Here is a 26,790-nt window from a genome sequence, read left to right as displayed (position 1 = left end):
CCTGCATGTTCGTGGCCTCGGTCATCCCGCCGTCACCTCATGTGCACCCACGCGTCCAGCCCCTCCAGATGCCGTGGCATCCGGCTCCCCTGCCAGCCCAGCACCAGCCGCTCCCGCGCCCGCGTGATCATCACGTAGTAGGCCATGCGCAGGGTCGCCGACGTCGGGTCGGTGGCGGAGTCGGTCTCCGCGTCGGCGATGACGACCGTGTCGAAGTCGAGGCCCTTGGCGCTGGCGCGGTGGACGACGACCACTCCGGGGCGGACCAGGTCGAGGTCACGGTACCGGCCGGAGGAGGCCGCCGAGCTGTAGAGCTGGGGCTCCTGGGCCAGACCGGCGCGCTCCAGGCGTCGCATCAGGTCGGCGGCCGTACGCAGGGAGTTGACGATGACGCCGATACGGTCGCGCGGGTGGCGGGCCGCCAGGCCGGCGATGTCGTCGGCGAGGTCGTGGGTGCCGGAGTAGTGGCGGACCACGGGCCGGCTTCCGCTGCGGAAGGGCAGGTCGGGGCGGGCGCCGCCCGTGCGGAAGTGCTCCGCGAGGGAGACGATCTCGCGGCTGTTCCGGTGGTTCCCGGTGATCGCCACGCGCTGGGTGGAGCGGCCGAGGGCGTCGGCGATCTCGGCGAGGGTGGAGTTGGTGTCCGTGAGACGCTGGCACTCGTCGGCGAACACGGTCACGGAGGCGGCTGCCAGGCGGGCCATGCGGTAGAAGCCCGGGGACAGGTCCTGGCCCTCGTCGATGACGAGGTGGGGGGTGTCCTCCTCGTTCTCACCGAGGGCGGCGGCAGCGTCCTGGGTGAGGGCCGCCCAGTCGAACCAGCCGTCCTGGGTGCGCGACGCGCCATGACCGAAGTGGCGCAGCACCCAGGCGTGGACGGTGGTGGCTTCGACGGGGGCGCCCGTGACCGTGAGGCCCTGGAGGGTGTCCCGCAGGAGCTGGCGGAGCAGGTTCGAGCGGGAGAGCAGCAGGGTGGGGCGGCCGGTGAGAGCGAGGTGGATCGCGCGGTGCGCGGCGAGCAGGCTCTTGCCGCTGCCGGGCGGGCCGCTGACGACGTGGCTGCCCGTGAGCGGCAGGGCGTCCAGACAGTCGCGCTGGGCCGGGGTGAGGTCGGGGTGCAGGACGGGGGTGTTCGTGGTGGCCATACGGGTCATCCCTGGACGGTGGCGGCGGCGGACTCGCGGCTCGCCGTGAGGACGTCGGTGAAGTAGCCGGGTACGCGGGCGGAGCCGACGACCAGGGCGCGGTCGAGCAGGGTGTTGCCGGTCTCGCAGCTGGTCTCCGGCAGCAGGGTGCAGGCGTGGCAGGCGGCCCGGTTGAGGTTGCCGAAGCCCTGACCGGTGTGTTCGGCGCACAGCGGGTCGGCGGAGCACCAGGCGGCGGCCTCGAGCATGCGGATGAGGGTTTCGGCGAAGTGCGGTGCCTCGCCCTGCCGGACCAGTCCGCCGAGCGTGCCCTCCGCGTCTCCGGCGGCCGTGTAGACGAGCAGTCCGTGCTGGCCGTACTCGGGACGGCCGTAGACGCGTTCGCGCAGGCTGGCCGTGGTGTAGCCGGAGTCGAAGGAGAGCTGGCGGATCAGGAGGTGGGCGAGGGTGTGCAGGAGGAGGAAGCGGGGTGAGAGTTCGCTGCCGGTCGTCTCGGCGAGCTGTTCGGCACGGAACGACGCGTCGAGGTCCGTCCGCACACCGTGGACGTGGGCCCGTACGCGGGGGTCGTTCTCCCAGGCGGTCAGGCGCTGTTCGTCGAGGGTGAGGACGATGCCCTCGCCGTACACCTCGGTGGCGGGGAGCCAGCGCAGCCGGCCGCTGGTGTCGGCGGGCACGAGGGTGCCGTTCGGGGAGTAGCGGCGGAAGCCGGTCAGTGCCCGTACCTCGCGCAGGCGGTCGGCCAGGACGATGCCGCCGACATGGGCGTCGAGACTGGCCCAGGGCTCCTCCTTCTCGTCGTCGAGACCGAGTCCGCCGCGCCGGACGGAGAACTCCGCGGACGGCTCGGGGAGTTGTGCGGCGTCGAAGGCGTACCACTCGTCACGGCTCAGATCGACCTTCCCCGACTTCCCGGACTCCTGCCGGTCGGCGGGCGCCGGTGTGGGGGCGCCCGTGGCCTCCGCCACGAGGTGGTCGATGAGGTCGTCCGGGGCGTCGGTGTCCTCCTTGATCATGCCGCGGAAGACGTCCGCCCTGGACGTGCCCAGCGCGTCGAGCAGGTTCGACCAGTAGCCGTGCTCCAGGACGGCGTCCGCCATGCTCCGCTCGGCACGGGGGGCTTCTTCGGTCTGCGGGATGTCGAGGGCCGAGTAGACGACGGGGTAGTAGACGTTGCCCGCGGTGCGCTGCACGTGGTGGACCTGCTGGCCGCAGGTCACTCTCGCGTCCCCGGGCTGCCAGGGGTTGCGGCCGGAGCAGCGTCCGCTCTGGGGGCCGAGGACGTCGAGCAGGTCGCGTTCGGCGCCGCAGGACCTGCCACCCGCCCCGATCGCTCCGCACCGGACCGACAGCGCTTCGAGCCCGGAGGCCCGGTCGGCGACACGGAAGGTGAGCCGGCGTGCCTTCCAGGCGTGCTGCGACTCCGAGCAGGCCTCCCGCAGTTCGGGCGGGAGCTTGGAGTGGGCCCAGTACCACCAGTCGATGTCGTCGAGGTGCCCGTCCGCGCAGATACGGACGAACCGCATCGGGGTGAGGCGGGGTGCGGCGGCACACGACGTGCACACCGGCGGCTCTCCCGGCTTCTCGTGCTCGCGCAGGAAGCGGACCATGGCCCGGCACGAGCCGCAGAACAGCCAGCCGGGGAACCGCACATAGGGGACGCCGGGGCGATCGGCGTCGTCGTAGCGGTCGTTGAGGGTGTGGGGAGCGGCGTAGAAGCCCTTGACCCCGAGGCGGGTGGCGAGCCGTTCCGAGGGGACGGCCGTCTTCAGCCGCGGCCACCGCTCGATACCGGCGGCGACGAAGGACTCGCCCTGGACGTCGAGTACCGCTCCCACGCCGAACGGCAGCACGGTCTGCGCCTGGCGGACCCGGAGTTTGCGCTTCACTTTCCTGCTCCCGTCACGGCGATCTGGCACTCCCGGTCGACGCTGCGCATCGAGTTGAGGGTCTCCCACAGTCCGTACCGCTGCTCGAACCCCTTGAGCAGATTGCGCTGCCCCTTGCCCTGACTGCGGTAGTACAGGTCCTTGCCCTCGGCGGCGGCCGCGTCGGCCTGGCCGTACCAGTCGTCGAGGAGGTAGCCGAGTTCCGCTCTTACGTCGGCGCGTACGGTGCCGGCGTCGGCTCCGGTGGCCCCGCCCTCGGCGGTCGCGGCGCGCTCGGCGAGGGCGTCGGCGATCCGTCTCGCCTCGTCCTTGCGGCCGGTGATCCGTCCGGCCTGGTTCTCGGCGGCCAGGCCCAGCCGGTGGCGGACCAGGATGACGAGCGCGGCGTGCAGGGCGCGGCGTCGCGCCGGCATGGACCAGGGGGTGACGCTCGCGGGTTCGACGTAGCGGTAGAGCGCCCGGTGGTAGTCCATGAAGGTCTCGTAATGCGACCGGTCACGCGGACGCGTGGCGTTGAAGTACGTCACGACGAGTCCGGGTACGTGGTGGCGGCCCACGCGGCTGGTGGCCTGGATGTACTCGGCGGTGGTCTTCGGCTGGCCCTGCATGAGCATGTAGGCGAGCCGCTTCACGTCGACGCCGACGGACAGCATGTTGGTGCAGGGCAGGAACGACACCGAGCGCGGGTCCGTCCAGGGCTTCTCGAGCCGGTCGAGGAGGATGGGCTGGTCGGCGCGCGGCACGCTGCTGTCGAGTTGCTGCACCTGGTCGCTGCCCAGCGCGCGGACCCCCGCGCCCTCGTCGAGCGAGCGGAGCTGGGCGGGGATGTCGTCGCCGGCGGCGGTGACCGTACGGCCCAGTTCGCGCAGGCTGTGGTGGTAGGCGACGAGGGTCCAGTAGTCGTCGCGGTGTTCCTCGGGGAGCTGGTGGACGCCCTGGAGCATGGCCGCCGTCGTCGCGACGGCGCCACGGCCCGCGGTGTGGCCCTGCGCCATGACCCCGAGGTAGAGACGGCCCGGGCGGCCGGTGTCGGGGACGGCGAAGAAGCTGTCGCGGGCGTCGAGTCCGGACGGTGGGAAGAGCTGGACGCCCTGGTGGTGCAGGGCGCGGACCTGTTCGGCGGAGCGCCGGATGGTGGCCGTCGCGGCGACGATCTTGGGCGGGCGGCCGTCCTGATCGGTGCACAGTTCCAGGATGGCGGCCTCGTAGAGGCCGACCGTGGTGCCGAGCGGGCCGGTGAGCAGGTGCAGCTCGTCCTGGATGATCAGGGACGGGGGCGGGTTGGCGGTGCCCGCGCCGAAGAGACGGCCGGAGTCGGCCTGCCAGGCGAGCTGGGCGAACTTGTCGACGGTGCCCAGGACGAACGTGGGCGGATTCTGGTAGAGGTGCTGGTCCACGACGGCGACGGGCAGCACGTCGTGGAAGGCGCACGCGTCACGGGTGCAGTGGAAGGCGAACTCGTCGGCCTCGGCCCGCACTCCGTAGTCGGCGCGGACGCTGGACCAGGTGGGCGGCAGGATGCGGGTGCCGCACCAGGGGCAACGGTCGAGGATGAAGACGTCCTCGGGGTGGCTGGCCGCGCGCTGCTCGTCGAAGACGGTCTGGGCCGTCGCGAACGTGTTGGGGGTGGTGGAGTCACCGACCCACAGGCCGATGGTGATCGGCTCGCCACCGAGACCGAGTCCGGGTTCGGTGCGGCGGAGCAGTTCCAGGGCGCAGACGGTGGTGGCGGCGCGCTGGAACTGCTGGGTGGTGAGCAGGCTGAGGGTGTAGCGGCTGAGCACGGTGGTCCCGCCGCCTTCGCCGCGGATCCGGCGCAGGGCGAGGGTGAAGGCGGCCAGGAGCAGATACGCCTCGGTCTTGCCACCGCCGGTGGGGAACCAGATCAGGTCGGTGGTCCCGCGGTCGGGGTGCCCGGGGTCGGCGACCCCGTCGAGGGCGAGGAGGAAGAAGGCGAGCTGGAACGGGCGCCAGGCGGCCCCGAGGTCGACGGGCGGGTCGAGGGCCACGGCGTCGGAGCGCTGCCATCTCTGCCCGGCCTGGTCGGGGGCGGAGTGCCGCATCTGGAGCAGCATGGCGCGCTGGGCGATACGGAAGGCGTCGAGGAGTTCCGGGCGGTCGGGGTCGCACAGCGTCCGCACGCCCGCCTCGATCCGGACGACCGCCTGCCGGACCCGGTCGAGGATCCGGTCCGCGGCCTCACGGCCCCAGGGCGGCACCTCGACGGATCTCTGACCCACGTACCAGGCGTGATAGGAGGCCGCGAACTCGGCCAGCTCCTCACGGAGTTGGTCCCTGCCGACGGCCGGGTCGGCCAGGTGGGCGAGGGTGAGGACGGGTGCGTCGAGCGGGCCACCCGCCCGTACGGCCGGCACCTCGGCGCGGGGCAGTGATTCGCAGGCCAGCAGGGCGACGCCGCCGTCCTCGCCGCGCTCCTCGCGGACGGCGCAACCGTGGCCGACGGCGTGGGTGACGACGTGCCGGTACTGGAGGCGCAGTTCGCGTTCCTCGGGGTCCCGGCTCGCGAGCCGGACGCTCGGGTACGGCAGCACGGCGCCGTCGACGGGCCGGACGCTGAGCCGGCACTGGAACAGCATGTCGTCCCAGTCGGGCGTCTTGTCGTCGGCGCCGCCGTGGCGCTTCTCGTTGACGAGCGCCACGGTGATGAGCGTGCCCGCCCCGTAGGAGCGGCGGGTCACCTGGATCTTCGCGCGGCCGCCGAAGACGGGCTCCTCGTGCCGCTCAGGACCGAAGGTGAGTCTTTCCGGCGTGAGGGGGACGCGCTGCCAGCGCCGGCCCCTGCCGGTCTCGTTCCGCTGCGTCTCGTAGCAGGCGGCGGCACAGCGCACCTCGACGTCCACGGCGTCCGTGTAGAAGCTGAGCCCGAGCGAGGCGGGGAGCCAGCTGTTGGCGTCCGGCACGGGGTCGGCGGCCGGGCTCACGTCGGGGGCGTCCTGCTCGGCGCCGGGTGCCTCCGGGTCGTCGGCGGCCTTGTCCAGCCGGCGTCGGAGGTCGGTCTGCTGCGGGTAGAGCGTGCCCATCAGGTACTGCCGGTCGGGTGGAGCGTCGAGGACCTCGTCGTCACCGCCGACGGGACCGACGAGCTGACGGGTGAGGTAGTCGACCAGCTCCTGGCGCGGGTCCATGTGCGGGTTCCTTCGGATCAGGCGGGATGCGGCAGGTTCACTGGTGGGACGCGACCATCCGGTGGCGGATCAGCTGGCCGAGCAACTTGGCCTTGGCCTTCCGTTCGAGCTGGCGGATGCGTTCGCGGGTGACGCCGAAGACGACTCCGATGTCCTCGAGCGTGTCCGGCTCCTCACCGTCGAGTCCGGTGCGCCGGATGACGATGTGCCGCTCGCGCTCGGGAAGGTGCTCCAGGACATGCCGCAGCCGTGCCTGATGCTCCTTGCGGATGACGACGACCGGGGGTTCGGGCAGTCGGCACGGCCCGATGACCAGATCGCCGAGCGCGGTGTCCTCCCCGATGATGCGGTCCAGGGAGTCGGTGGGCCGGCTGATCCGCCGCACCTCCTCGACCTGGGCGAAGGTGAGGCCGGTCGCGTAGGCCACGGCGTCGACGGTCCTCGGGCGGCCTTCGTTCATGAGCTTGCGCTCGGCCACGGCGACCTTGCTCACCCTTTCGTGTATGTACGCGGGCAGCCGGATGGTGGTGCCCTCGTCGGCGATGGCCCGGGTGATGGACTGCTTGATCCACCAGGTCGCGTAGGTCGACAGCTTGAAGCCCTTGGTGACGTCGAACTTGCGGACCGCGCGCATGAGTCCGAGCGTTCCGTGCTGCACGAGGTCCTCGATGTCCAGCCCGTGTCCCTGGAACCCCTGCGCGATCTTCCAGACGAGCCGCTGGTTGTGCAGGACGAGGCATTCGTAGGCACGCCACCGCTCGCCGGTGCGGGGCAGCGCTTTGATCTCCTCCTTCGGCACATCGCGGTCGAGATCGCCGACGCCGTCCCGCAGCAGCATGGCGAGACCGACTTCCTCGTCCGCCGTGAGAATCGCCTTGCCCGGGTTCCGGCGCCACCGATCGTCCTCCAGGACGGCCCGGGCCGCCCGGACGGCGTCCCGCACACCGTCGTCGGTGGCCGGTACGATCGAAAGGGCGCCGCGCTTCTTGCCGACCGGCGGCTTCGGAGAGGCCGGGAGTGTGGCCCCGGGACGCGCGGGTCGACCCATTCCGTCGGGGGCGAGCGTCCGGCTGGAGGCGCGGGGCGGGCGGGGACGCGTGATCGGGAAGTCCGTCGTCAGCTCACGCGCTTCGGCGGGGCTGAGACCGTGGAGCCGCACGACGCCGTCGTGGGCGAGCTTGCCGACCGTGCCGTCGGTGTCGGCGTAGCGGGCCAGCATGCGCCTGGCCTGGGCCAGCCGCACAGCCGCGGGCGACGGGGCGGCGGTCCTCACCGGGGACGTCTCACCCGCCGGGGCCACGGCCCGTCGCGGGAGCTTCACATGGATGCCGAACTCGGCGAGCCCCTTGCTGAGTCCTTGCCGTTGTTCTTCGGTCCACAGACCGAGCCGGTCCGCCTCGGCCGCGAAGGCCCGCTGACTGACCACCCCCGCACGGGAGGCGCAGCTTCTCAGTCTTGCGATGACGGACGGCAACTCCGCCTCGATCGTGCTTCGCTCAACCTCGGCCACCCGCTCCCCCTCACACCCCCGCTCCGGCCCCGCCGGAGTTGTCCACACTTTACGACCGGAGTAGTTACACTCTCAACAGATTCTGTGCATGTGTTTACTTGTATATCGGACCGCTTGACAGTGTCAACGGGTAAGCTGAGAGTCGCGATGCAGCCGCCCGTCCGGAAAGGTCACTGATGACTCGACCCGAACTCCTCCCCGGCACACCCGAGTTCCTCATCCGACTACCCAAGGGCGGCGAGGCGCGCGGGCATCTGCTCTCCCAGTTCGGCGGCAACGGGACGAACAAATTCCTGCTGCGGGAGGGGTCCCTCGTGACCGCCGAGGAGTGGCCGGGGCTCGGCCGCCACGCACGTCGGATCCGGGCGGAACTCCGCGCGGACGGTGCACTCGTGGACGCCCCGGCCGCCCCCGGCCGGCTCCAGGACGCGCCCGCGCGCTGGGTGGTGACCCGGGACATCGAGTGCAACTCCTCGTCGGCCGCCGCCGCGTTGGTGTGCGGCTACGACGCCTCCGGCCCGGAGTCCTGGCGCACCGACGAGGGCCATCCGCTCTCCGACTACCTGTCCACCGGCTGGCGCCCCCCGCACAAGGCGTGGCTGGTGCGCGGCTCGAACGTCTCGGGTCACAACCTGGTGCGGCAACTGTGGCTGAAGGAGGGGTTCGTATCGCTGTCGGGCGCGCACCTACCGCCGCTGGAGGAATCCGACCCGACCAAGAGCGCGCTGCGCCGCTTCGTCGAGGAGGGCTACGAGGGAGCGGCCTCGTACCACCAGAAGCAGGGGCTGGTGGACGAGTTGCACGCGTTCCTGACGCAGATGCGTGTCGGGGACACCGTGGCGACCTACGACGACGACCGGCTGTACCTCGGCCGGATCACCGGGGACGCCGCGCAGACCACGTCACCGGGCGGGCTGTCCAACCTGCGCCGGACGGTCACCTGGCGGGCGGACGGTCACGCGTACGACGAACTGCCGGGAGAACTGCGGCAGAAGTTGTCCGTGCAGCACGACGTGGTCGATCTGACCGGCGTCCTGGACGCCCTGGACGGGCTGGACGGTGAGGCGGCAGGCACCGACGAGACCGAGGTGGTGAAAACCCTTGAGCGGTCCGGGCCGAAGGAACTGACCCTGCCCGGGATCAGCGACGCGCTCGCCGGCGAGCTTCTGGTCCACGACCGGGCATGGCTGGAGGAGCTGCGCGAGCTCCTGCTCGACGAGAAGCAACTGGTGTTCTACGGTCCACCGGGCACGGGAAAGACGTACCTGGCGATGAAGCTGGCCGAACACTTCGGCGGCGGCCCCGAGCAGGTCAAGATCGTGCAGTTCCACCCGTCGTACGCCTACGAAGACTTCTTCGAGGGGTTCCGGCCGGTGGAGGATCCCGAGACGCGTGAGGTGGCGTTCCGGCTGACCGCGGGCCCGCTGCGGGAGCTCGCCGACCTCGCCTCCCGCGAGGGCAACCGGCACGTCCCGCACTTCCTGATCATCGACGAGATCAACCGCGCCAACCTCGCCAAGGTCTTCGGCGAGTTGTACTTCCTCCTGGAGTACCGGGACCGGTCCGTCCGGCTCACCTACTCCGGGGACGATTTCCCGCTGCCGCCCAACCTCTTCGTGATCGGCACGATGAACACCGCCGACCGGTCGATCGCACTGGTCGACGCGGCCATGCGGCGCCGGTTCGCCTTCGTGGAGCTGTCTCCGCGCACCGAGCCGACCGCCGGGCTGCTCGCTCGCTGGCTCGCACGCGAAGGGCGCGACCCGGAGCCGGCCCGCCTCCTCAACGCCCTCAACTCCCGCATCGACGACGCCGCCTTCGCCATCGGCCCCTCGTACCTGATGAAGCCGGGCGTGTATCGGGCCGGCGGTCTCGAACGGACCTGGCGCACGAAGATCCTGCCGCTGCTCGAGGAGCATCACTACGGCGAGGGCATCGACGTCGCCGCCCGGTACGGTCTCGACTCGCTGCGCGAGCGGCCGGCATGACCGCACCCGTGCCGGACGTGGTGCTGCGCGAGTACGGTCCCCCCGTCTCCGTGCCGCTCGGCGCCGCGGCCGGCCGGGCCCTCGCCGCCTCCGGAATATTCCTGAGCGCCACGCCGGACCCGGCCCGGGACGGCCACTGGCTGCTGCGGGCGGGGAGCCGGGTCGGGGCGCTCCGTACGCCCGGTGGTCCGGTCGTACGGATCATGCCCAAGACCCCGGTGAGCCGGATCTTCTTCCTGCTCGGATTCAGCCTCGACCCGGAACGGGCCTGGCGCGACGACCGTGAGGGCACCGTCGACACCGGCGCGTACGACGACGTGGTGCCCGCGCTCGCCCACGCCGTGGAGCGACGGGTCGACGCGGCACTGCGCCAAGGGGTACTCCAGGGCTACCGGGAGGTGGAGGAGTCCTCACTGGTGGTGCGTGGGCGGATACGCGAGGCCGAGCAGATCCGGCGGCACTTCGGCCGCACGCCTCCCGTGGAGATCGCGTACGACGCCTTTACCGCAGACACCGCCGAGAACCGCATCCTGCGCGCGGCCGTCGAGCGGCTGCTGCGGCTGCCGGGTGTTCCCGGGCCCGTGCGGCGGCGCCTGGCCCACCAGCGGGTCCGACTCGCCGACGTACTGCCCCTGGTCAGAGGGCAGGAACTGCCTCGCTGGCAGCCCTCCCGTCTCAACTCCCGCTATCAGCCCGCCCTGCGGCTTTGCGAGGCCGTCCTGCGAGGCTCCTCGCCGGAGCACCTGCTCCCAGGAGCCGATCCGCTCACCGTGGACGGCTTCCTCTTCGACATGAACCAGTTGTTCGAGGACTTCGTCACCGTCGCGCTGAGCACGGCACTGAAGGAGCAGGGGCTGGCCCCTCGCCCTCAGGACTCCCACCACCTGGACACCTCCGGCCCCGTACGGATCCGTCCCGACCTCGTGGTGCGCACCCGCGACGGCCGGACACCGGTGGCCGTCGTCGACGCCAAGTACAAGGTGGAGAAGACCGACGGCCGTCTCCACGCCGACCTGTACCAGGCCCTGGCGTACGCCACGGTGCTCGGCCTGCGCGAGGCGCACCTGGTGTACGCGGCCGGGCGGCAGCCCACACGCTTCCACGAGGTACGCGGGACGGCGGTGGGTACGGACGGACGCGGACTGCGGCTGTACCAGCACAGCGTCGACCTCGCCCGTGAACCGAGGCAGCTCCTGTCGGCCTTGCGCGACATCGCCGCCCTCCTGGCCCGCGCCTGCTCCCCCGCGTGATCACGACCATCGGCCCGACGGAAGGGAAGACACCGTATGCCCCAGCTCGCCTTCGCCCAGAGTTTCTGGGACGGCTACGAGTCCCTGGAGAAGCCGGTCAGAGCCGGAGTGCGCAAGGCCATGGCCAAGTTCCAGGCCATGAGCGCCGCCGAACTCAACGCCGACAAGGGACTGCATCTGGAGTCCGTAGAGAACGCCCGTGACAAGCGCATGCGCACCATTCGCATCACGGACTTCTGGCGCGGTGTCGTCCTGGCACCCGACGACGGCAGCGACGTCTTCCTCCTTGTCAACGTGCTGCCCCACGACGACGCCTACACCTGGGCGGCGAAACGCCTCTACAGCGCGAACTCCGCGACCCGGGCCCTGGAGGTGCGCAACGCCGTCGCCCTGGACGAGCTGACCCCGGTGTACGAGACCGCGGCCCGCTCCGCCTCCCGGCTGCTCTTCGAGCACGTCTCGGACGGCACGCTGCGTGAGCTCGGCATCGACGACCAGGTGCTGCGCGCCGCGCGCTCCTTGGCGAGCAAGGCCCAGCTGGAGGCGTTCTCCACGCTCCTTCCGGAGGACCAGCTGGAGGTGCTGCAGTACCTCGCCGAAGGCTTCAGCCCGGAAGAGGTGTACCGGGACGTCGTGGCCGTCCGCCGGCCCGCCGACGCGCCCGCCGAGCCGGTCGAGGACCTGGCCACGGTGATCGCCAACACCCCCGCGCGCATCCGCCTGGTCACCGGCCCGCGGGAGCTGGAGGAGGCGCTGGACAAGCCGTTCGCCGCCTGGCGGGTCTTCCTCCACCCCTCCCAGCGACGCGTCGCCTACCGCACCTCGTACGGGGGCCCCGTCCAGGTCACCGGCGGCCCCGGAACGGGCAAGACGGTGGCGGCCCTGCACCGCGTCAAGCACCTGCTGGGCCGCTCCGAGGACAGCCGCGTCCTGCTCACCACGTACACGAACGCGCTCGCCGCCGGCCTGCGCGACATGCTCGGCCTGCTGCTCGACGAGGACGAGAGCCTGCTGGCGCGGGTCGACGTGACCACCGTGGACGCCTTCGCCAACGGTGTGGTGCGGGCAGGGTCGGCGAACGCACCCAAGCCGGTCGGGGACCGGGAGCAGCGGCAGCTGTGGGAGAAGGTCGTCAAGCAGCTCGACCTGCCGTTCACCGCCCGGTTCCTGGCGCAGGAATATCGTCACGTCGTCCTCGGTCAGGACCTCCGCGACCTCGACGCCTACCTCGGCGCGAGCCGCCGGGGACGCGGCACCGGTCTCGGGCCGGCGCGCCGCCGGGAGGTGTGGAAGGGCGTGGAACGGTTCGAGCAGTTGCTGCGCGACCGCGGCGAGACCACGCACCTGCGGGTCTGCGCCCGCGCGGCGGAACTTCTCGCCGACGAGCCGACCCCGTACGCCCACGTCGTCATCGACGAGGCACAGGACCTGCACCCCGCGCAGTGGCGTGTGCTGCGCGCCGCGGTGTCCCCCGGCCCCGACGACCTGTTCGTCACCGGCGACCCGCACCAGCGGATCTACGACTCCCGGGTGTCCCTCGGTTCCCTGGGCATCGCCACGGCCGGCCGCAGTTTCCGGTTGCGCGTCAACTACCGCTCCACCGAGGAGATCCTCGCATGGTCGGCGCGGCTCCTCGCGCCCGTCACCGTCGACGCGCTCGAAGGCGAGGGGACGGACTCGCTGGCCGGGTACCGCTCCCTGCTGCACGGACGCCGCCCCCACGCGCAGGGGTACGCGACCCGGCAGGAGGAGACCGCGGCACTGGTGGACCGGGTCCGGGGACTGCTCGACGAGGGCCTGGCACCGCACGAGATCGGTGTGTGCGCACGTTTCAACCTCTCCCTGGACGCGGCCGAGGAGAAACTGAAGACCGCCGGAATACCGGTGCTCCGGGTCAAGGGGCAGACCGTGCAGGGCGCCGAGGGGGTGCGGCTGGCGACGATGCACGCGATGAAGGGGCTGGAGTTCCGGGCGGTGTCCGTCCTCGGTGCCGGTGAGGGCGCCGTCCCGTTCATCCGGGAGATCACCCCGCGCGAGGCGGACCCCTTGCAGCACGAAGCCGACCTGCTCCGGGAGCGCTGCCTCCTCTTCGTCGCCTGCACCCGCGCCCGCGAAGCCCTGAGCGTGACGTGGAGCGGAACTCCGAGCCCGTTCCTGCCGCCCGTCGTCTGACCGGCCGGCCTGTGAGGACCTGTTCGGTTCCCGTCTGCCGCCGGCGCGTCCCCGGATCGGGTCACTGGCCTCGTAGGAGATGAGCCGTCGTGCGGTCCCGTCCGGTGGCGAGCAGCGGTGTCCTCACGGCTCACCTCCTGGTGACGGCCGTCGGGGCGGGGAAAGGGCCCGAGGGCGACCTCGACACGGTGCGCGTGAAGTCATGGCTCACCGGGCCGCCCGGACGCGCCTCGGCCACATCTGGGCGCGGCCCCGCCCCGCCCTCGTCGGCCCGGTGGAACCGCACCGGGAACTCCGGGCCGGTCTGCTTCCCGGTGAACCGCCGGTCGCCCCGCGTTCCTTCGGCCCGGGTCCGCACCGCCGGCCTCCGCGGGACCGGCCGGTCCCCCGTCCCTCAGGGCAGCACACCGACGCCTTCCGTCGACCGACCGGTCAACCCTGCTCACGGGTCTAGGGACGCACCGTGCTTTGCACGTAGTGTGAGACGGCATGGGGGAACTGCGTGCGGACTGGAGGCTCAGGCTGCGGCGCGAGAACGCGCACGGCCCCATTTGCGGCGCCGGTGTGCTCGTCGACCAGTACACGGCGCTGACCTGTGCGCACGTGGTGCGCCACCCGGACGCCGTCATGTGGCTGGAGTTCGCCGAGAACAGCGCGCTCGCACCGGTCTCGGCACGCGTCATGCCCGGCGGCTGGCTGCCGGAGGGCGCCGACGGCGAGGACGTCGCCGTGCTGCGCCTGGACAGCCCCCGCCCGCAGGCGCGCCGCGCCCCGCTGGAACCCGGGCTGTGGGGCGGGATGGAGGTGTACGCGACCGGTTACGCGGAGGGCTTCGACGACGGCATGAGCCTGTGGGGGCGCATCGGCGGCGCCAGCGGTGAGCGGGTGCAGCTCGACGCCGTCACCAGGGCGGAGGTGGTGCGCTCCGGCTTCAGCGGCGCCGCGGTGTGCACCCGGCCCCGGGAGGGTTCTCCCGCCCGTGTGGTCGGTCTCGTCGTCAGCTGGCGCGGTGACCTGGGCGAACCGCTGCCCGAGGACAACCGGCTGTCCTTCTCGTATCTGATCCCCGTCGACCGCATCGCCGAACTCTCACCGGTCATCAAGGAGTTGGTCAGTCCGGGGGCCTGGGACCGCGGCTTCGAGGAGCGGTTGACCCGGTGGTTCGACGACCCCGACGAGGACCCGGTGAAGATCACCGTGGTGCCTCCGGGCAGCGGCAGGGACCGCTCGCTGCGCCATCTGACGCACCGCGCCCACGTCGTCCACCGCGGTGGCGCCAGCAGGCCGGACCTCATCGACCACGCGCTGGACCGGATCACCTTCACGCCCGGCGAGTACCTGGCCTACTGGGACTGGCTGCGCGGTGCCAAGCCCCGGCCCGCGCGGCCGGCCGGCCATGTGACCGGCCGGCCGGCCACGGTCCTCGTCGACGGTCTCGACGAGGAGCCCCATCCGGGTCCGCTGATCGACGTCCTGGCCCGGTTACGGGTGCTCGGCTTCCGGCTGCTGCTCGTCTTCCGCCACGAGGGCGGCTCCGGCTGGGCCGCGTCCCGCGACCGGCTCCTGCGGCCCGCGCTCCTCCACCACGCGGACACGCTGCTCGACCGCCTGCAGCGCGCCGAGTTCAGCCGGGCGATCCGCCGCGACGTCGTCGACAGCGCCTCCCTCGGCTCCGTGACCGAGACGGCCGACCGGCACCGGGCCGCGCGCCGCCTGCTCGACGACGTGCGGGACCCGCAGCAGCAACTCGCCCGGCTGCGCGCGCTGATCAAGGCCCTGCGCGCCGACCTGAGCCACCACGGAGACCGGTGATGCGGTGCTCCGCCCGGCCCGGGCGGGGAAGGAGGACCACGGGAGGATGACGACCTGTCCGCACCGGCGCTTCACCGGTGCCCCCTGCGGCGGCACCGTGCTGCCCACCGGCCACTGCGCCGCGTGCGGCCGCGCGCAGGACGGCCCCGGGCTGCCCGCCCTGCCCGATGACCCGCGGGAACTCGGCCCTCGCGAGCTCCTCGCGCTCCCCGAGCGAGAGCCACGTCCCGCCGGGGAACGCCTCGTCCGCCCCGAGGCGCCGCTGCGCATCAACATGGTCTGCTCGTCCGCCGACTGCGGCATCGCCTTCGTCCCGCCCTACACCGAGGGCCCGGTGCCGATCAAGGGATTCTGCCCGGTCTGCGGCGAGCGCTACTCGTACCAGCCCGAGCTCTCCGAGGGCGACATGCTGCGCGACCAGTACAGGATCATGGGGCCCATCGCGCACGGCGGCCAGGGCTGGGTCTACCTCGCCGAGGACACCCACCTCGGTGACGTCGTCGCCGTCAAGGGACTGCTCAACCGGTACGAGCACGACGGCGCCCGGCTCGCCGACGTCGAACGCCGCAACCTCGTCGCCATCCGCCATCCCCGCATCGTCCAGATCCGCGACTTCGTCGCGCGGAGGGACGGCACCGGGCAGGTCACCGGCGGCTACATCGTCATGGACGACGTCGGTGACGGCACCCTCGCGAAGGTCGTCGAGGAGGTCCGGCGCGGTGAGTCCGTCCTCGACATCGAGCACGTCGCGGCGTACGGCTGCCAGATCCTCGAAGCCTTCGTCCACCTGCACGCCGACGGCGACCGGGTGTTCGTGTACGGCGACATGAAGCCCTCGAACGTCGTGCACCACAGGGACGGCGTCAAGGTCATCGACCTCGGCGGCATGCGCGAGCAGGGCCAGACCCAGCCGCCCGCCCACGTCACGCCCGACTACATGGCGCCCGAGACCGGGACGTCGGCCGCGCCGACCGTCGCCCACGACCTGCACACCGTCGGCGTCACCCTGCGGGAACTCGCCCGCTGGGCCGTCACCGAGGTGCCCGGCCTCGGCACCGCCTCCTTCCAGCGGGTCGTCGACCGCGCCGTACGGACCGATCCGGGCCGCCGCTTCGCCGACGCCCGCGAGATGGTCGGCCAGCTGCGCGGCGCCCTGCGGGAGATCCGTGCGCTGCGCGGCAAGAGCGACCCGCCCGAGCCGTCCGACTACTTCCGGCCGTCCGCCCAGCTGCTCGGCGCCCGGCTCGGCACGGTGCCGGGCATCGAGCACTGGCTGGACCGCCCCCGCCGCGACCGGTACGCGCCGCCCGTGGCGCCGCCCCTCGACCTCGGCGCCCCCACGCCCGGCGAGATCGCCGGCTGTCTGCCGGTGCCGAGGCCCTATCCGGGCGATCCGCAGGCCGTGCGGTTCGCGGTGAGCAGCGGCTACGACCCGGGCCAGCTCCTCCGCCAGGAGGACGACAAGCCGCGCTCGGTGGAGATCTGCCTGCACAACGTGCGCGTCCTGCTGGGCCGGAACACCCACAGGGACCTGCGGCGGGCCCAGGAGGAGCTCGACACGGCCGACTCCATCCCCGGGCCGTCCGCCGTGCGCCGGTGGCGGCTGGAGTGGCACCGCGCGCTGCTCGCGCTGCGCAGCGCCGACCTCGACGACGACCCGCGGCAGGTCGCCGGGGCCAGGGCCCACTTCACGCAGGTCCACCTCGAACTGCCCGGTGAGTACGCGCCCAAGCTGGCCCTCGCCTACTGCGCGGAGCGGCTCGACGACGACCCGGCCGAGCCGTCGGCCAGGGAACTGTACGAGGCGGTGTTCGCCCGCAACCCCGCGCACGGCGGCGCCGCCCTCGGCCTGGCCAGGCTCGCGCTGCGCGCGCACGACCGCCGGGCGGCCATCGACGTGCTCGGCCGGGTCCGGCAGGGCACGCTGGACCACACCGTCGCCCGGATCGCCTCCCTGCGCATCCGTGCGGCCCGGCTGCCCGGAGACGGTGATCCGCTGCCCCTGCCCGCCGAGGTCGACGCGGCGCTGGCCGAACTGCACGGCCTCGTGGGCCGGAGGCCGGGCGCCGGGGAGCCGAGCCTGTCCGAGGACGAGGCGCTGCGCCTGAGCACCGAGTTCCACGAATGGAAACTGGACGCGGTGTACAGCCTCAGCGACCGTCCCGGCTCCCCGGGAAGGGGGGCCGGGCGGCTCGACGCCCGCGCCCTGAGGCGCCTGAGCGCGCCGGAGCGCGCGTTGCGCCGGCAGGTGGAGTCGCACTACCGGCGGCTGGCGGAACGCCATCGGGAGTCGGCCGCCGCCCACGAGCACCTCGTGGACCTCATGCACGCGGTACGGCCCCAGACCGTGTTCTGACCGCACGGCACGACGGACCGGACCGGCACCCGGCACCCGGTGTGCCCGGCGACGAAGGAGAGGAGCGGTGACCCACGACATGAGCAGCCACACCCGGCCGCCGCAGCCGGGCATCCGACTGCACGTCGACCCCGTCGGCGATCTGCGCCCGCACCGCAGCGCGAAGATCGAGGCCCATCTGCGGGTCGACGTGGCCGCCGACGGCGCTCCCACCGAGCTGCCGGCGGTCCAGCTCGCCGTGATCATCGCGGTGGACGTCGCGGAACCCAACCGGGCGGCCGTCCGGCACGCCCTGCCGACGGCGCTGCGCGCGCTGCCCGACCGCATCTCCTTCGCCGTGCTCGGCAGCGGCCCCGAGCCGGTCCGGTGCTATCCGCGGGGCGCCGACGAGTGGGCCGTCGCCGACCGGGACGAGAGGCGCCGGGCCGCCTTCGTCGCGGGTTCGCTCCCGCTGCACCGGGAGGGGCCGCGTCCCGCCGGGTACGCCGCCTGGGTGGCCGGATCGCGCGCCCTGCTCGCCGGCCGTCCGGTGTCCGTGCGCCATCTGGTGCTGATCACCGACGGCAGCAGCTCCGGCGGCGAGACCCGCCTCGAGGAGGAACTGGACGCCTGCGCGGGGCAGTTCACCTGCGACGTGTTCGCCGTGGGCACGAACTGGGCTCCCGACCCCCTGCTGGCCCTCGCCGAACGGCTGCACGGCACGGCCGAGTTCGTGGACGAGGGACTCGGCCACGCGATCACCGCCGCCATCCAGCGGCTGCGCCGGGTGCACACCCCCCAGCTGCCGATCGAAGTGACCGTGCGGCCCTCCGTGCGCCAGGTCTCGCTCAGCGAGAAGGCGCCCCGGCCGCGCCGCCTCGGCGGGCTGCCCCGGCCCGGCCGGCCGCACTGCTGGAGCTTCCCGACCTACCAGTGGGAGCAGGGCAGACGCGACTACCTGCTCACCCTGGTCGCCGACTCCGACGCCGACCCGCTGGAGACCGAGCTGCAGTTCGCCACGGTCTCCGTCGGCGATGTCCACGCGCCCGTCCTCGCCCGCTGGCACCTGCCCGGGCAGTCCCCGCCCCGGGCCCGGACGGGCGGCGACAGCGTGCGTGACCTCACCGCCACCGGCACGATGCGCAGCGCTCTTCGCCGGGGACTCGTCGCTCTGCGGGAACACCGGCGGGACGTCGCCGAGTACCACCTGGGGCTGGCCGCCCGGCTGGCGGTGCAGTTCGGCACGGACTGGGTGCTGGAGGAGATCCGCGCGGTCGCCCACATCGAGGACGCGGCCGCCGGGCGGGTCCGGCTGCGCAGCGTCGACGCCCACACCCTCGGCCCGATGATCCTGCGCGCCGGGTCCCGTCCCGGCGGCCCCCCGGCCGAGGCCGTCGGCGCGCGGCCGGGTCCGCGCTGCGGCGGCTGCGGCGCGCCGGCCGGGAGCGAGGCCCGTTACTGCATCGCGTGCGGGGAGAAGCTGCTGTGACGACCCGACGCGCCGCCTACCGGCGCCGCTGGTCCCCGGCCGCCTTCTGGCGCGGGTGCCTGAGCCCCTGGCGGACCCGCCGGCTGCTGGAGGCGCACCTGCTGGTCCTGCTCGTGCTCACGGCCGTGGCGTCCACCGCCCTGTTCCTCTCCTGCCGGCAGGCCCAGCGCGGCGCCGAAGCCCTCGCGTCCCGGGAGGCTCCGGCCGTGCAGGGGCTCGCCGCCACCCGGCTCGCGGCCCTGCGGGCCGGCCAGGAGGCCCACGCCCTGGTGAACATGAACCTCATCGGCGTCACGGGCTCGGGCGAGACCTACCGCTCCCAGCTCTCGGCCGCCGACCAGGGCCTGTCCCGGATCGCCGACCGCACGGACCAGGACCTCGGCACGGTCAAGGGCCTGCTCGCCACCTACAGCAACTCGCTCGGCCTCGCCACGTCCCTCTACCGGGACCAGCCCCTCATGCGGGAGCAGAAGCTCCAGGAGGCGAAGTCGCTGCTCACCCGCGAGACGGTGGGCCTCGCGCCCCGCCTGGACGCGCTGCAGCGGGTGCAGATGGAGCACGCCGAGGCGACAGCCACCATGGGGCGGTGGCAGCGCGGCGGGTGGTGGGTCGCCGAGCTCGCCCTGGCCGCGGTGGCGCTGACCCTGCTCTCGGCGCTGTTCGTGCTGCGCGACCGCTGCGGCCGCGACTGGAATCCGTGGTTGCTCGCGGCCTTCGTCCTCACCGTGCTGCTCGCGGTGGTCCCGCTGACGACGGCGTACTCCACCGAGGACGATCTCGGCGGGGCGCTCAAGGACCTGCGGCTGATCACCGAGGTGTCCCGGCAGGGCGGCGGCCCGGGGCTGGCCGAGGCGCAGCAGCGCGTCACGGAGGAGTCGGAGGACGTCCGGCACAAGACGGCCGAGGGCGCCTGGACCGACACGGTGTACCGGGGCGCTCTCGTCGGCAGCCTGCTGGCCATCGTCCTGCCCGCGCTGGGGCTCGGTCTCCGGCTCGACAACGACTACTGGAGGCGACGGTGACCCGGCGGTTCAACGTGCTGGTCTTCGTCGTGGTCATGCTGCTGATCACCGCCGGGGGCATGGTGGTGGTCTGGGCGCAGCACGACGACGAGGAGCCGGTGACCATCCTCGGGACGTGGACGGCCGGGCAGGCGGAGCGGTTCGAGACCGTGCTGCGGGGCTTCGGCATCCCCTTCCGCTACCAGGGCACCGCCGCCCAGCGGGAGGTGCTGCTCTCCAAGGTGCAGTCGGGGGAGCCCCCGGACATCGTGATCATGCCGGGCATCGGCGAGCTCGCCGAGTACGCCGACCAGAACCTCCTCGAGCCGCTGAACGGTCTCTACGACCCGCGGGAGTACGGCGCGCCCTGGAAACCGACCGGCTCGCCCTCCGAGCACGTCTACTGGGTGCCGGTCAAGGCGGACCTGAAGAGCATCGTCTGGTACCGCCGGGGCCACCCGCCGGCCGGCGCACCGGCCCCGATGAGGAGCTGGTGCGTCGGCATGGGGGACGACGGCGCCTCCGGCTGGCCCGGGACCGACTGGATCGAGGACCTCGTGCTGCAGCGGGAGGGCCCGGACGTCTACGAGAAGTGGGCCCTGGGCACGGGCGGGACGAAGTGGTGGCGCAGCGATCCGGTGCGCACCGCCTGGGAGGCGTGGGCCGGTCTGCTCCGCCAGGACAGGGACGCGGCCGAGCACGCCCTGCTCACCGACCACCGCGGCGCCCCGGACGGCAACGGGCTGCTGTTCGAGGGCTGGGGCGGGTGCACCCTGGAGCACCAGGGGTCCTTCGCGCCCTCCTTCTACAAGGACGACGCGGGGCACGCGCGCCTGGTGGACTCCGCTCCGCTCCTGCCCGGAGGCGGCCGGGTGCGGGCCCACGAGGTGACCGGCGACTTCGCGGCGCTGTTCAGCGACCGTCCCCAGGCCCGTGCGCTGATCCGCCGGCTGGCCTCCGAGGAGGGGCAGCGGAAGTGGGCCGATCTGGCGGACGTCTTCTCGGCGAACCGCCGGGTGAAGCCGCAGGGCGGTGCGGTCGAACGCGGGATCGCACGACGGCTCGGTGAGGGGCCCCGCTGCCTGGACGCCTCGGACGTCATGGCGCCCGCCGTGCGGGACGCCTTCTACGAGGCCGTCCTGCTGACCATCGCGAGGGCCGCCGCCGGTCAGGACCCCGACATCCCGGGCCTCCTCGGGGACGTGCAGAGGGTGCAGGACGCCCGGTCCGCGCAGGGCGCCGACAGCAGGGCGGCCCCGAAGAGGGTGTGCAGTACGCGGTGAGCGGGGTGGCGGTGCCCGCCGCGCTCCGGCGGCGGCCTCGCTCATCTGGTGCGCGCCGGGCGCGGCAGGTGTAGAGAGAAGGTGTGCCGCAGCGTTCCTCGGATCCTGACCGGTCGGCGCGAGTGAGCCGCGTGATGGTCTGCGTCCCGATCGCGCTGATCGTGGTGGTGGTCCTGATCGACGTGCTCGCGCCGCCCCACATCCACCTGGGTCCCCTGCTGGTGGCGGCCCCGGCGATCACCGCGTCGTTCGCCGGTCCCCGGCTGACGGGACTGGTCGCCGCCCTCGCGGTGGCGGCTCAGGCGCTCATCGCGGTACTGCGCGACCGGGACGAGTTGTTCTCGGCGAACCACCAGGCGCAGATCGCCGCCCTGGTCCTGGTCGGTGCGAGCCTCGTGGTCTTCTGCGTCGTCCGGGAGCGCCACGCCAGGGAACTGTCGCAGGTGAGATACGTCTCCGAGACGGCGCAGCGCGTGGTTCTCCGACCACTGCCCCACCGGATCGGGCCGCTGCGAGTCGCCTCCCTCTACCTCGCCGCCGAGGCCGAGGCCCAGATCGGCGGTGACCTGTACGCGATCGCGCGCACGGGGCACGGCACCCGGCTGATCGTGGGTGACGTGCGGGGCAAGGGCATGACCGCCGTCGGTGACGCCGCCCTGCTGCTCGGCGCGTTCCGGGGCGCCGCCCACCGCCAGGCGGACCTGGTGGAACTCGTGACCTACCTCGACGGGAGCGTGTGCTGGGACCTGGCCGAACCCGGTGAGACGGACCGGTCCGGGGAGACCTTCATCACCGCCACCGTCCTGGACATCCCCGACGACGACGACCGGGTCGACATGATCGACTGCGGGCACCCGCCCCCGATCCTCGTGCGCGGCGGCCGTGCCAGGGTGATCAACGCCTACCAGGCCGCGCCTCCGCTGGGCCTGGGCGATCTGGCTCGCCCCCGCTACCACGTGGACAGCTTCGGGTTCGAGGCGGGAGACCTCCTGCTGCTCTACACGGACGGGATCACCGAGGCCCGCGACTCCGCCGGCGCCTTCTATCCGCTCGCCGAGCGCATCGACGGCTGGACCGAGGACGACCCCGCCGCCTTCCTGCACCGCCTCCGGCGTGATCTGCTGGACCACGTCGGCGGGCACATGGGCGACGACGCCGCCATGATCGCGATCGGGCGCGCGCCCGCGTCCCGGCCGTGACCGGCTCGGCCGGTCCGCACCCCGCGGCGGGGCCGGCCCCTCCGAAGCACGACGCCGCAGCCGGCCGCCCGTCCCGGAACCTCTTCGGACGCCGGAGCCGCTCTCCGGCCCCACGTCCGCCGCCGGAGGCCGGTGCTCGTGCGCCGGGCTTCAGCCGGCGAACGCGTCGCTGACCACCAGGTACGCGTACCAGAGGGTGCCGCCGAGGGTGGCGAGCCCCACGAGCCCCAGGACGGCTGTCGTGCCGCGTGCCGCGGGGGACTCGCGGACCACGGCCCGTGAGGGGTCCCCCGGGTCGTACATGACCTCGATCCGCCGTCCGTGGCCGGTGGTGGTGCACACGTGGCTCTCCCCGCTGGTGTCCGTGTAGCGGTACGCCCTCATCCGGTCGACGTCGTGCGAGAACTGCGCGACCACCGTGACGCCGTGCTTCCGCAGCCGCCACGACCGGTACAGGCTCCTGCCCGGCAGGTAGGAGGTCAGCCAGCCGATGAGGATGCCGACGAACGCGGGCACCAGCATCGCCGAGTAGCGCGCTCCCCCGGCCACGCCCACGGCCACCGTCAGGGCCCCGGCCGCCAGGAGCGGGACGATCAGGGCCGCGTCCCCCGCGGTCATCCGCCGTTCACGGACCGCCAGGGGGCGCACGCCGACGAGCGTGGAGCCGTCGGCGCGCGGCTCGTCCCGCGCCCGCCGCGGCAGCAGACGGTTGACGGCGTCGGCGAACGCGGCGACCGCGGCCGCGCTCCCGTCCTCGACGCAGTGGACGTGCGGCGCGGTGCCGTCCGGCGCGGTCAGTTCGATCGCGGCACGCCGCCCGTCCACCGTGACCCGTTCGACCGCCGCGAACGGTATGGCCACCTCCTCGCCCGCCCGCTCCAGCAGCAGCCCGTCGTGCACCAGCCGTGCCACCACGCCGCCGCCTCGCAGGACGAGGTGCGGCGTCGTCATCTCGCCCCCCGGCCGGTGCTCTCCGTGCCGTGCTCGCCCATCGCCCCGCCCCCGTCCGATCGATCCCGGCGGATTCTAGGGGCGCCGGCCCTCCGCTGTCATCGGCCGGCCTTCCCCACCGGTGCGTACGGGGCCGTCCCGTCCGCCCGGCCGGCGTGCGGGCCCACCGGCCCGGCAGCCGTCGCCCGGTCGGCCGGCTTCCTCGCGGACCGGGCCGTCCTCAGTCCCGTGCTGCTCCTGCTGCCCGCCTGCCAGGACGACCGGCGGCGTGCGCGGTGGGCGCTGCTCGCCGCGGCGACGGCCGCCGTGGGCCTGGGCGCGGTGGTGGTGCAGGGCAACTGGTTCGCGTACCACGCCGCCGCGGTGTGGGGGCCGGCGGTGGTACGGGGTGCGGGGGCGGGCGCCCCTGTGGTTCCTGGCGGTCAGCGCCGCGGCCGCCGTCCTCGCGCCGCTGTACTCCACCACCCCCCAGACGCTGCGGCGCCCGTGACGCGGCTCGCGGCGGGCCGGCTGCGGTGACCGCGGACCGGTGGGCCGGCGCGACGACGGCCACCGCCCGGGACGGGACGGTGGCCGTCGTCGCGCCGGGACTCATCGCGCGCCGATCAGCTCCGTGACCCGGTGCGCCATCGCCACCGCGTAGTTCTGCCCCCGGTCCTGCGGGTAGACCTGCGCCATGGTGGCCAGCGTGACCCGGCTCATCGCCGTCTCGTGCGGCGGGATCAGCGCCCGGTACTCCGGGGTGACGACGGGCTGCGCGAAGGGGGCGCGGGAGAAGTGCGACCCGGTGATCCAGGAGCGGTCGAAGTCCGGGTTCAGCCGCCGCAGCCAGGGGACGTACGCCTCCAGCAGGTCCTCCGGGTCGGAGGTGAAGCGCCAGTCGTCGCGCGGCACGTAGTTCCCGACGTACACGACGTGCTTGCCGCCGTACTCCGCCGGGTCCACCATCCGGGTGTGCTCGACGACGGCGAGGAACGGGAAGTCGGTGTCGTTGACGTTGAGCCAGTAGTACGGGATGAGGCTGCGGTCCAGCTCCAGCACGAAGCAGGTGGCGCCGAGGTACTGGTTGCGCCACACCAGGTCGTCGGCGGGCAGCCCCGCGGCCCGGGCGAAGACGGGCTGCGGGGTGGTGACGACCAGGTGGTCGAAGCCGTACGAGGCCCCGTCCCCGGTCTCCACCGTGACCGTGTCGCCCTCCTGGCGGATCCGCTCCAGCCGCTTGCCGAACTCGATCTTCCCGCCGCGCCCGGCGACCGCGTCCGCGAGCGCCGCGTACACCTTCTCGAACCCGCCGTGCACATAGCCCAGTTCGAAGGTGCGGCAGTGCACCCGGGCCCACAGCCAGGCCATGGACACCTCCTCGGCACGCTCCCCGAACTTGCCGCGCAGCAGCGGCTCCCAGATCTCCTGCGTGGCCCGCCGCCCGGCCCAGCGGCGCAGCCAGCCCAGCGCCGTGCGGTCGTTGAAGCGCTCGCCCCTGCGCACGGCCTTCAGCGCGGCGGAGGAGACCGCGAAGCGCAGCGCCGGCAGCGGGGGCAGGAAGCGCAGCATCTGCGCCGGGGTGCTGAACGGGCGCAGCCGGCCGGCGCGGTAGATGCCGGTGGTGGGCCGGTGGAAGCGCAGGGACGCGCCCAGGCCCAGCTCCTCGATCAGCTCGATCATGGCGTGGTCGGAGCGGAAGATGTGGTGGTAGTAGCGTTCCAGCGGTGTGCCCCGCACGGTCAGCGAGGCGGCCAGGCCGCCCAGCTCGTCGGCCGCCTCCAGCACCGTGACCGTGTGCCCGGCCTTGACCGCGTCGTAGGCGGCGGTCAGTCCGGTGGCGCCGGCGCCGATGATGCCCAGGTTCACGCGAAGCTCCACTTCCGGTTGAGCACGAACTGCACCGCCAGGACCAGCGGCAGGGAGGCGGCCTTGACCAGGTTCGGGTCGATCCCGAGGCGGCCGGCGAAGAGCCACAGCAGCCCGAAGGTGAGCGCGATGCCGCACGTCCCCACGGCGTAGAAGCGCACCAGGCGAAGCAGCAGCCGGTCGCGCCTGCCGAAGACGAACACCGCGTTGAGGACGAAGTTGTTGGTGATGCCCAGGGTGGTGGAGGCGCCGTTGGCGAGCTGCTCGTGCCACCCGAGCACGTTGTGGAGGAGCGCGAACGCGGCCAGGTCCAGGGCGACTCCGCTGCCGCCGACGAGCGTGTAGCCGGCCAGCTGCCGAAGGCCCCGGGGGCGCCGCCCGGTCCGGGCGGGCGCGTCAGTCACCGCCATGGCGGACCACCTGCCGGACGATGTACAGCGGCCGCCCCTGCGCCTCGCTGTACGTCCGCCCGATGTAGGAACCGAGCACCCCGAGCGACAGCATCTGCACGCCGCCCAGGAACAGCACGACGACCATGAGCATGGTCCAGCCGGAGACCGTGATGTCGGGCCGGAACGCCTTCATCGCCAGCGCGTACCCGATGCCCGCGAGGGACAGTGCCAGCACCACGAACCCCAGGCGCGTGATCAGCTTCAGCGGCACCGTGGAGAAGCCCGTCACCCCGTCGACCGCCAGCCGCGCCATCTTCCGCAGCGGGTACTTGGTCTCCCCGGCGAACCGCTCGTCGCGGTCGAAGTGCACCTCGGTCTGGACGAAGCCCATCGAGGCGACGATGCCCCGCACGAACCGGCTGCGCTCCCGGTAGCGCCGCAGCTCGTCGGCGACCCGCCGGTCCAGCAGCCGGAAGTCCCCCGTGTCCAGGGGGATGTCGACCTCCGTGCACGCCCGGAGCACCCGGTAGTAGGCGGCCGCCGTCACCCGCTTGAACAGCGTGTCCCGCCGGGACCGGCGCCGCGCGTGCACGACCTCCGCGCCGTCCCGCCACGCGTCGACGAGCTCGAGGCTCACCCGCGGCGGGTCCTGCAGATCGGTGTCCATCACGATCACCGCGTCACCGCGCGCCTCGTCCAGTCCGGCCGTGATCGCCATCTGGTGCCCGAAGTTGCGCGCGAGGTCGACCACGCGCACCCGCGGATCGTTCTTCGCCAGGTCGCGGAGGATCTCCAGTGACGCGTCGGACGAGCCGTCGTTGACGTACACCAGCTCGCACGAGAGCTCGGGGCGGGTACGGAGCGCGGCCACCAGCTCGTCGTGGAAGCGCCGGATGCCGTCCTGCTCGTTGAACACCGGCAGCACGTAACTGATGAGCGCCGCGGGACCGGGTGTGTCTGACATGCGGCGACGCTAGGGAAACTCACTGAACGCGAGGCGAACACCCGACGGCATCCATCATTCGAACATCTGGCGGGGCGGTACATCCGGTGTGCGGGAGCGCCGAGTACCGCAAGCGCGGCCTGTTCACTGACGCAATCCACGCCGCCCCGTCGCCGAAACAGCCGCGAAGATCCGGCCTCAGTCCCGCCCCACCGACTCGAACCGCCACCGGTGCACCGCCCGCGTCACCAACTCTCTCCGCAGTTCCGAAAGTTGTGGGAGACCGGCGTCGTACGGCACGTCCCGCCAGGTGATGACCAGGACGCGGTCCCCGTCGCCCGGAAGGTCTCCTGGCGCGGTGGCCCGGCGCCGGGGAGTTTCTCTGCTCCCGGGCCCAGGCCAGGAGTTCCCCGCACCGCTCCTGGGCCGGCGCCCGC

17 protein-coding genes and 1 pseudogene are annotated in these 26,790 nt (G+C 72.9%); 9 read left to right on the top strand and 9 right to left on the bottom strand.

Features of this window, described 5'->3' with window-relative positions; all coding sequences use genetic code 11:
• Positions 1-32 precede the first annotated feature (32 nt).
• From GL259_RS29270 to GL259_RS29255, 4 genes are read right to left on the bottom strand one after another with little or no spacing between them, the layout of a single operon-like run.
• Positions 33-1,145, bottom strand: a complete 1,113-nt coding sequence (locus GL259_RS29270; protein ID WP_159536287.1) for an AAA family ATPase — start codon at positions 1,143-1,145, stop codon at positions 33-35.
• A 5-nt stretch (positions 1,146-1,150) separates the two neighbouring features.
• The gene (locus GL259_RS29265; protein WP_159536286.1) at positions 1,151-3,034 is read right to left on the bottom strand and encodes a DUF1998 domain-containing protein; all 1,884 of its coding nucleotides are present in this window, start codon (positions 3,032-3,034) and stop codon (positions 1,151-1,153) included.
• Positions 3,031-6,180 (bottom strand): helicase-related protein, encoded by a 3,150-nt coding sequence (locus GL259_RS29260; RefSeq protein WP_159536285.1) that lies wholly within the window; start codon positions 6,178-6,180, stop codon positions 3,031-3,033. Before GL259_RS29260 ends, GL259_RS29265 begins: the two co-directional genes overlap by 4 nt.
• A gap of 37 nt (positions 6,181-6,217) precedes the next feature.
• A complete protein-coding gene (locus GL259_RS29255) occupies positions 6,218-7,606 on the bottom strand; it encodes a sigma-70 family RNA polymerase sigma factor (protein ID WP_243762406.1) in 1,389 nt (462 codons plus the stop codon).
• A 260-nt stretch (positions 7,607-7,866) separates the two neighbouring features.
• Here GL259_RS29255 and GL259_RS29250 point away from each other — a divergent pair, with 260 nt between their 5' ends.
• From GL259_RS29250 to GL259_RS29210, 9 genes are all read left to right on the top strand, one after another.
• A complete protein-coding gene (locus GL259_RS29250) occupies positions 7,867-9,678 on the top strand; it encodes a DUF4357 domain-containing protein (protein ID WP_159536283.1) in 1,812 nt (603 codons plus the stop codon).
• Positions 9,675-10,928, top strand: a complete 1,254-nt coding sequence (locus GL259_RS29245) for a restriction endonuclease (RefSeq protein WP_159536282.1) — start codon at positions 9,675-9,677, stop codon at positions 10,926-10,928. The genes GL259_RS29250 and GL259_RS29245 overlap by 4 nt, the downstream gene beginning before the upstream one ends.
• A gap of 36 nt (positions 10,929-10,964) precedes the next feature.
• A complete protein-coding gene (locus GL259_RS29240; RefSeq protein ID WP_159536281.1) occupies positions 10,965-13,100 on the top strand; it encodes a UvrD-helicase domain-containing protein in 2,136 nt (711 codons plus the stop codon).
• A 489-nt stretch (positions 13,101-13,589) separates the two neighbouring features.
• Positions 13,590-14,912, top strand: a complete 1,323-nt coding sequence (locus GL259_RS29235) for a serine protease (protein WP_159536280.1) — start codon at positions 13,590-13,592, stop codon at positions 14,910-14,912.
• Between the two features lie 46 nt (positions 14,913-14,958).
• Positions 14,959-17,268, top strand: a complete 2,310-nt coding sequence (locus GL259_RS29230) for a tetratricopeptide repeat protein (protein ID WP_159536279.1) — start codon at positions 14,959-14,961, stop codon at positions 17,266-17,268.
• Positions 17,269-17,335: 67 nt separating this feature from the next.
• Complete coding sequence (locus GL259_RS29225; RefSeq protein WP_243762405.1) at positions 17,336-18,736, top strand: VWA domain-containing protein; 1,401 nt, start codon at positions 17,336-17,338, stop codon at positions 18,734-18,736.
• A complete protein-coding gene (locus tag GL259_RS29220; RefSeq protein WP_159536278.1) occupies positions 18,733-19,758 on the top strand; it encodes a hypothetical protein in 1,026 nt (341 codons plus the stop codon). Before GL259_RS29225 ends, GL259_RS29220 begins: the two co-directional genes overlap by 4 nt.
• Positions 19,755-21,020, top strand: coding sequence for an extracellular solute-binding protein (locus GL259_RS29215; RefSeq protein ID WP_159536277.1), 1,266 nt, complete (start codon positions 19,755-19,757; stop codon positions 21,018-21,020). Before GL259_RS29220 ends, GL259_RS29215 begins: the two co-directional genes overlap by 4 nt.
• A gap of 134 nt (positions 21,021-21,154) precedes the next feature.
• The gene (locus GL259_RS29210; protein ID WP_159539069.1) at positions 21,155-22,219 is read left to right on the top strand and encodes a PP2C family protein-serine/threonine phosphatase; all 1,065 of its coding nucleotides are present in this window, start codon (positions 21,155-21,157) and stop codon (positions 22,217-22,219) included.
• Positions 22,220-22,369: 150 nt separating this feature from the next.
• On the opposite strand, the gene GL259_RS29205 is transcribed toward GL259_RS29210, so the two are convergent.
• The 5 genes and pseudogenes from GL259_RS29205 to GL259_RS38975 form a co-directional block, all read right to left on the bottom strand.
• On the bottom strand, positions 22,370-23,170 hold the full coding sequence (locus tag GL259_RS29205) for a DUF3592 domain-containing protein (RefSeq protein ID WP_159536276.1): 801 nt from the start codon (positions 23,168-23,170) through the stop codon (positions 22,370-22,372).
• Positions 23,171-23,761: 591 nt separating this feature from the next.
• Entirely contained in the window at positions 23,762-25,018 is a 1,257-nt protein-coding gene (locus tag GL259_RS29200; RefSeq protein WP_159536275.1) for an NAD(P)/FAD-dependent oxidoreductase, read from the bottom strand.
• Positions 25,015-25,428 (bottom strand): GtrA family protein, encoded by a 414-nt coding sequence (locus tag GL259_RS29195; protein WP_159536274.1) that lies wholly within the window; start codon positions 25,426-25,428, stop codon positions 25,015-25,017. Before GL259_RS29195 ends, GL259_RS29200 begins: the two co-directional genes overlap by 4 nt.
• Positions 25,415-26,374 (bottom strand): glycosyltransferase family 2 protein, encoded by a 960-nt coding sequence (locus GL259_RS29190; protein ID WP_159536273.1) that lies wholly within the window; start codon positions 26,372-26,374, stop codon positions 25,415-25,417. The genes GL259_RS29195 and GL259_RS29190 overlap by 14 nt, the downstream gene beginning before the upstream one ends.
• Before the next feature lie 177 nt (positions 26,375-26,551).
• Positions 26,552-26,756: pseudogene (locus GL259_RS38975) on the bottom strand (hypothetical protein).
• Positions 26,757-26,790: the final 34 nt, after the last annotated feature.

It is taken from the genome of Streptomyces sp. Tu 3180 (assembly GCF_009852415.1).
Classification (GTDB): Bacteria; Actinomycetota; Actinomycetes; order Streptomycetales; family Streptomycetaceae; genus Streptomyces.
Note: the sequence above shows the minus strand (reverse complement) of the source record. Positions and strands in the feature narration are given on the sequence as shown.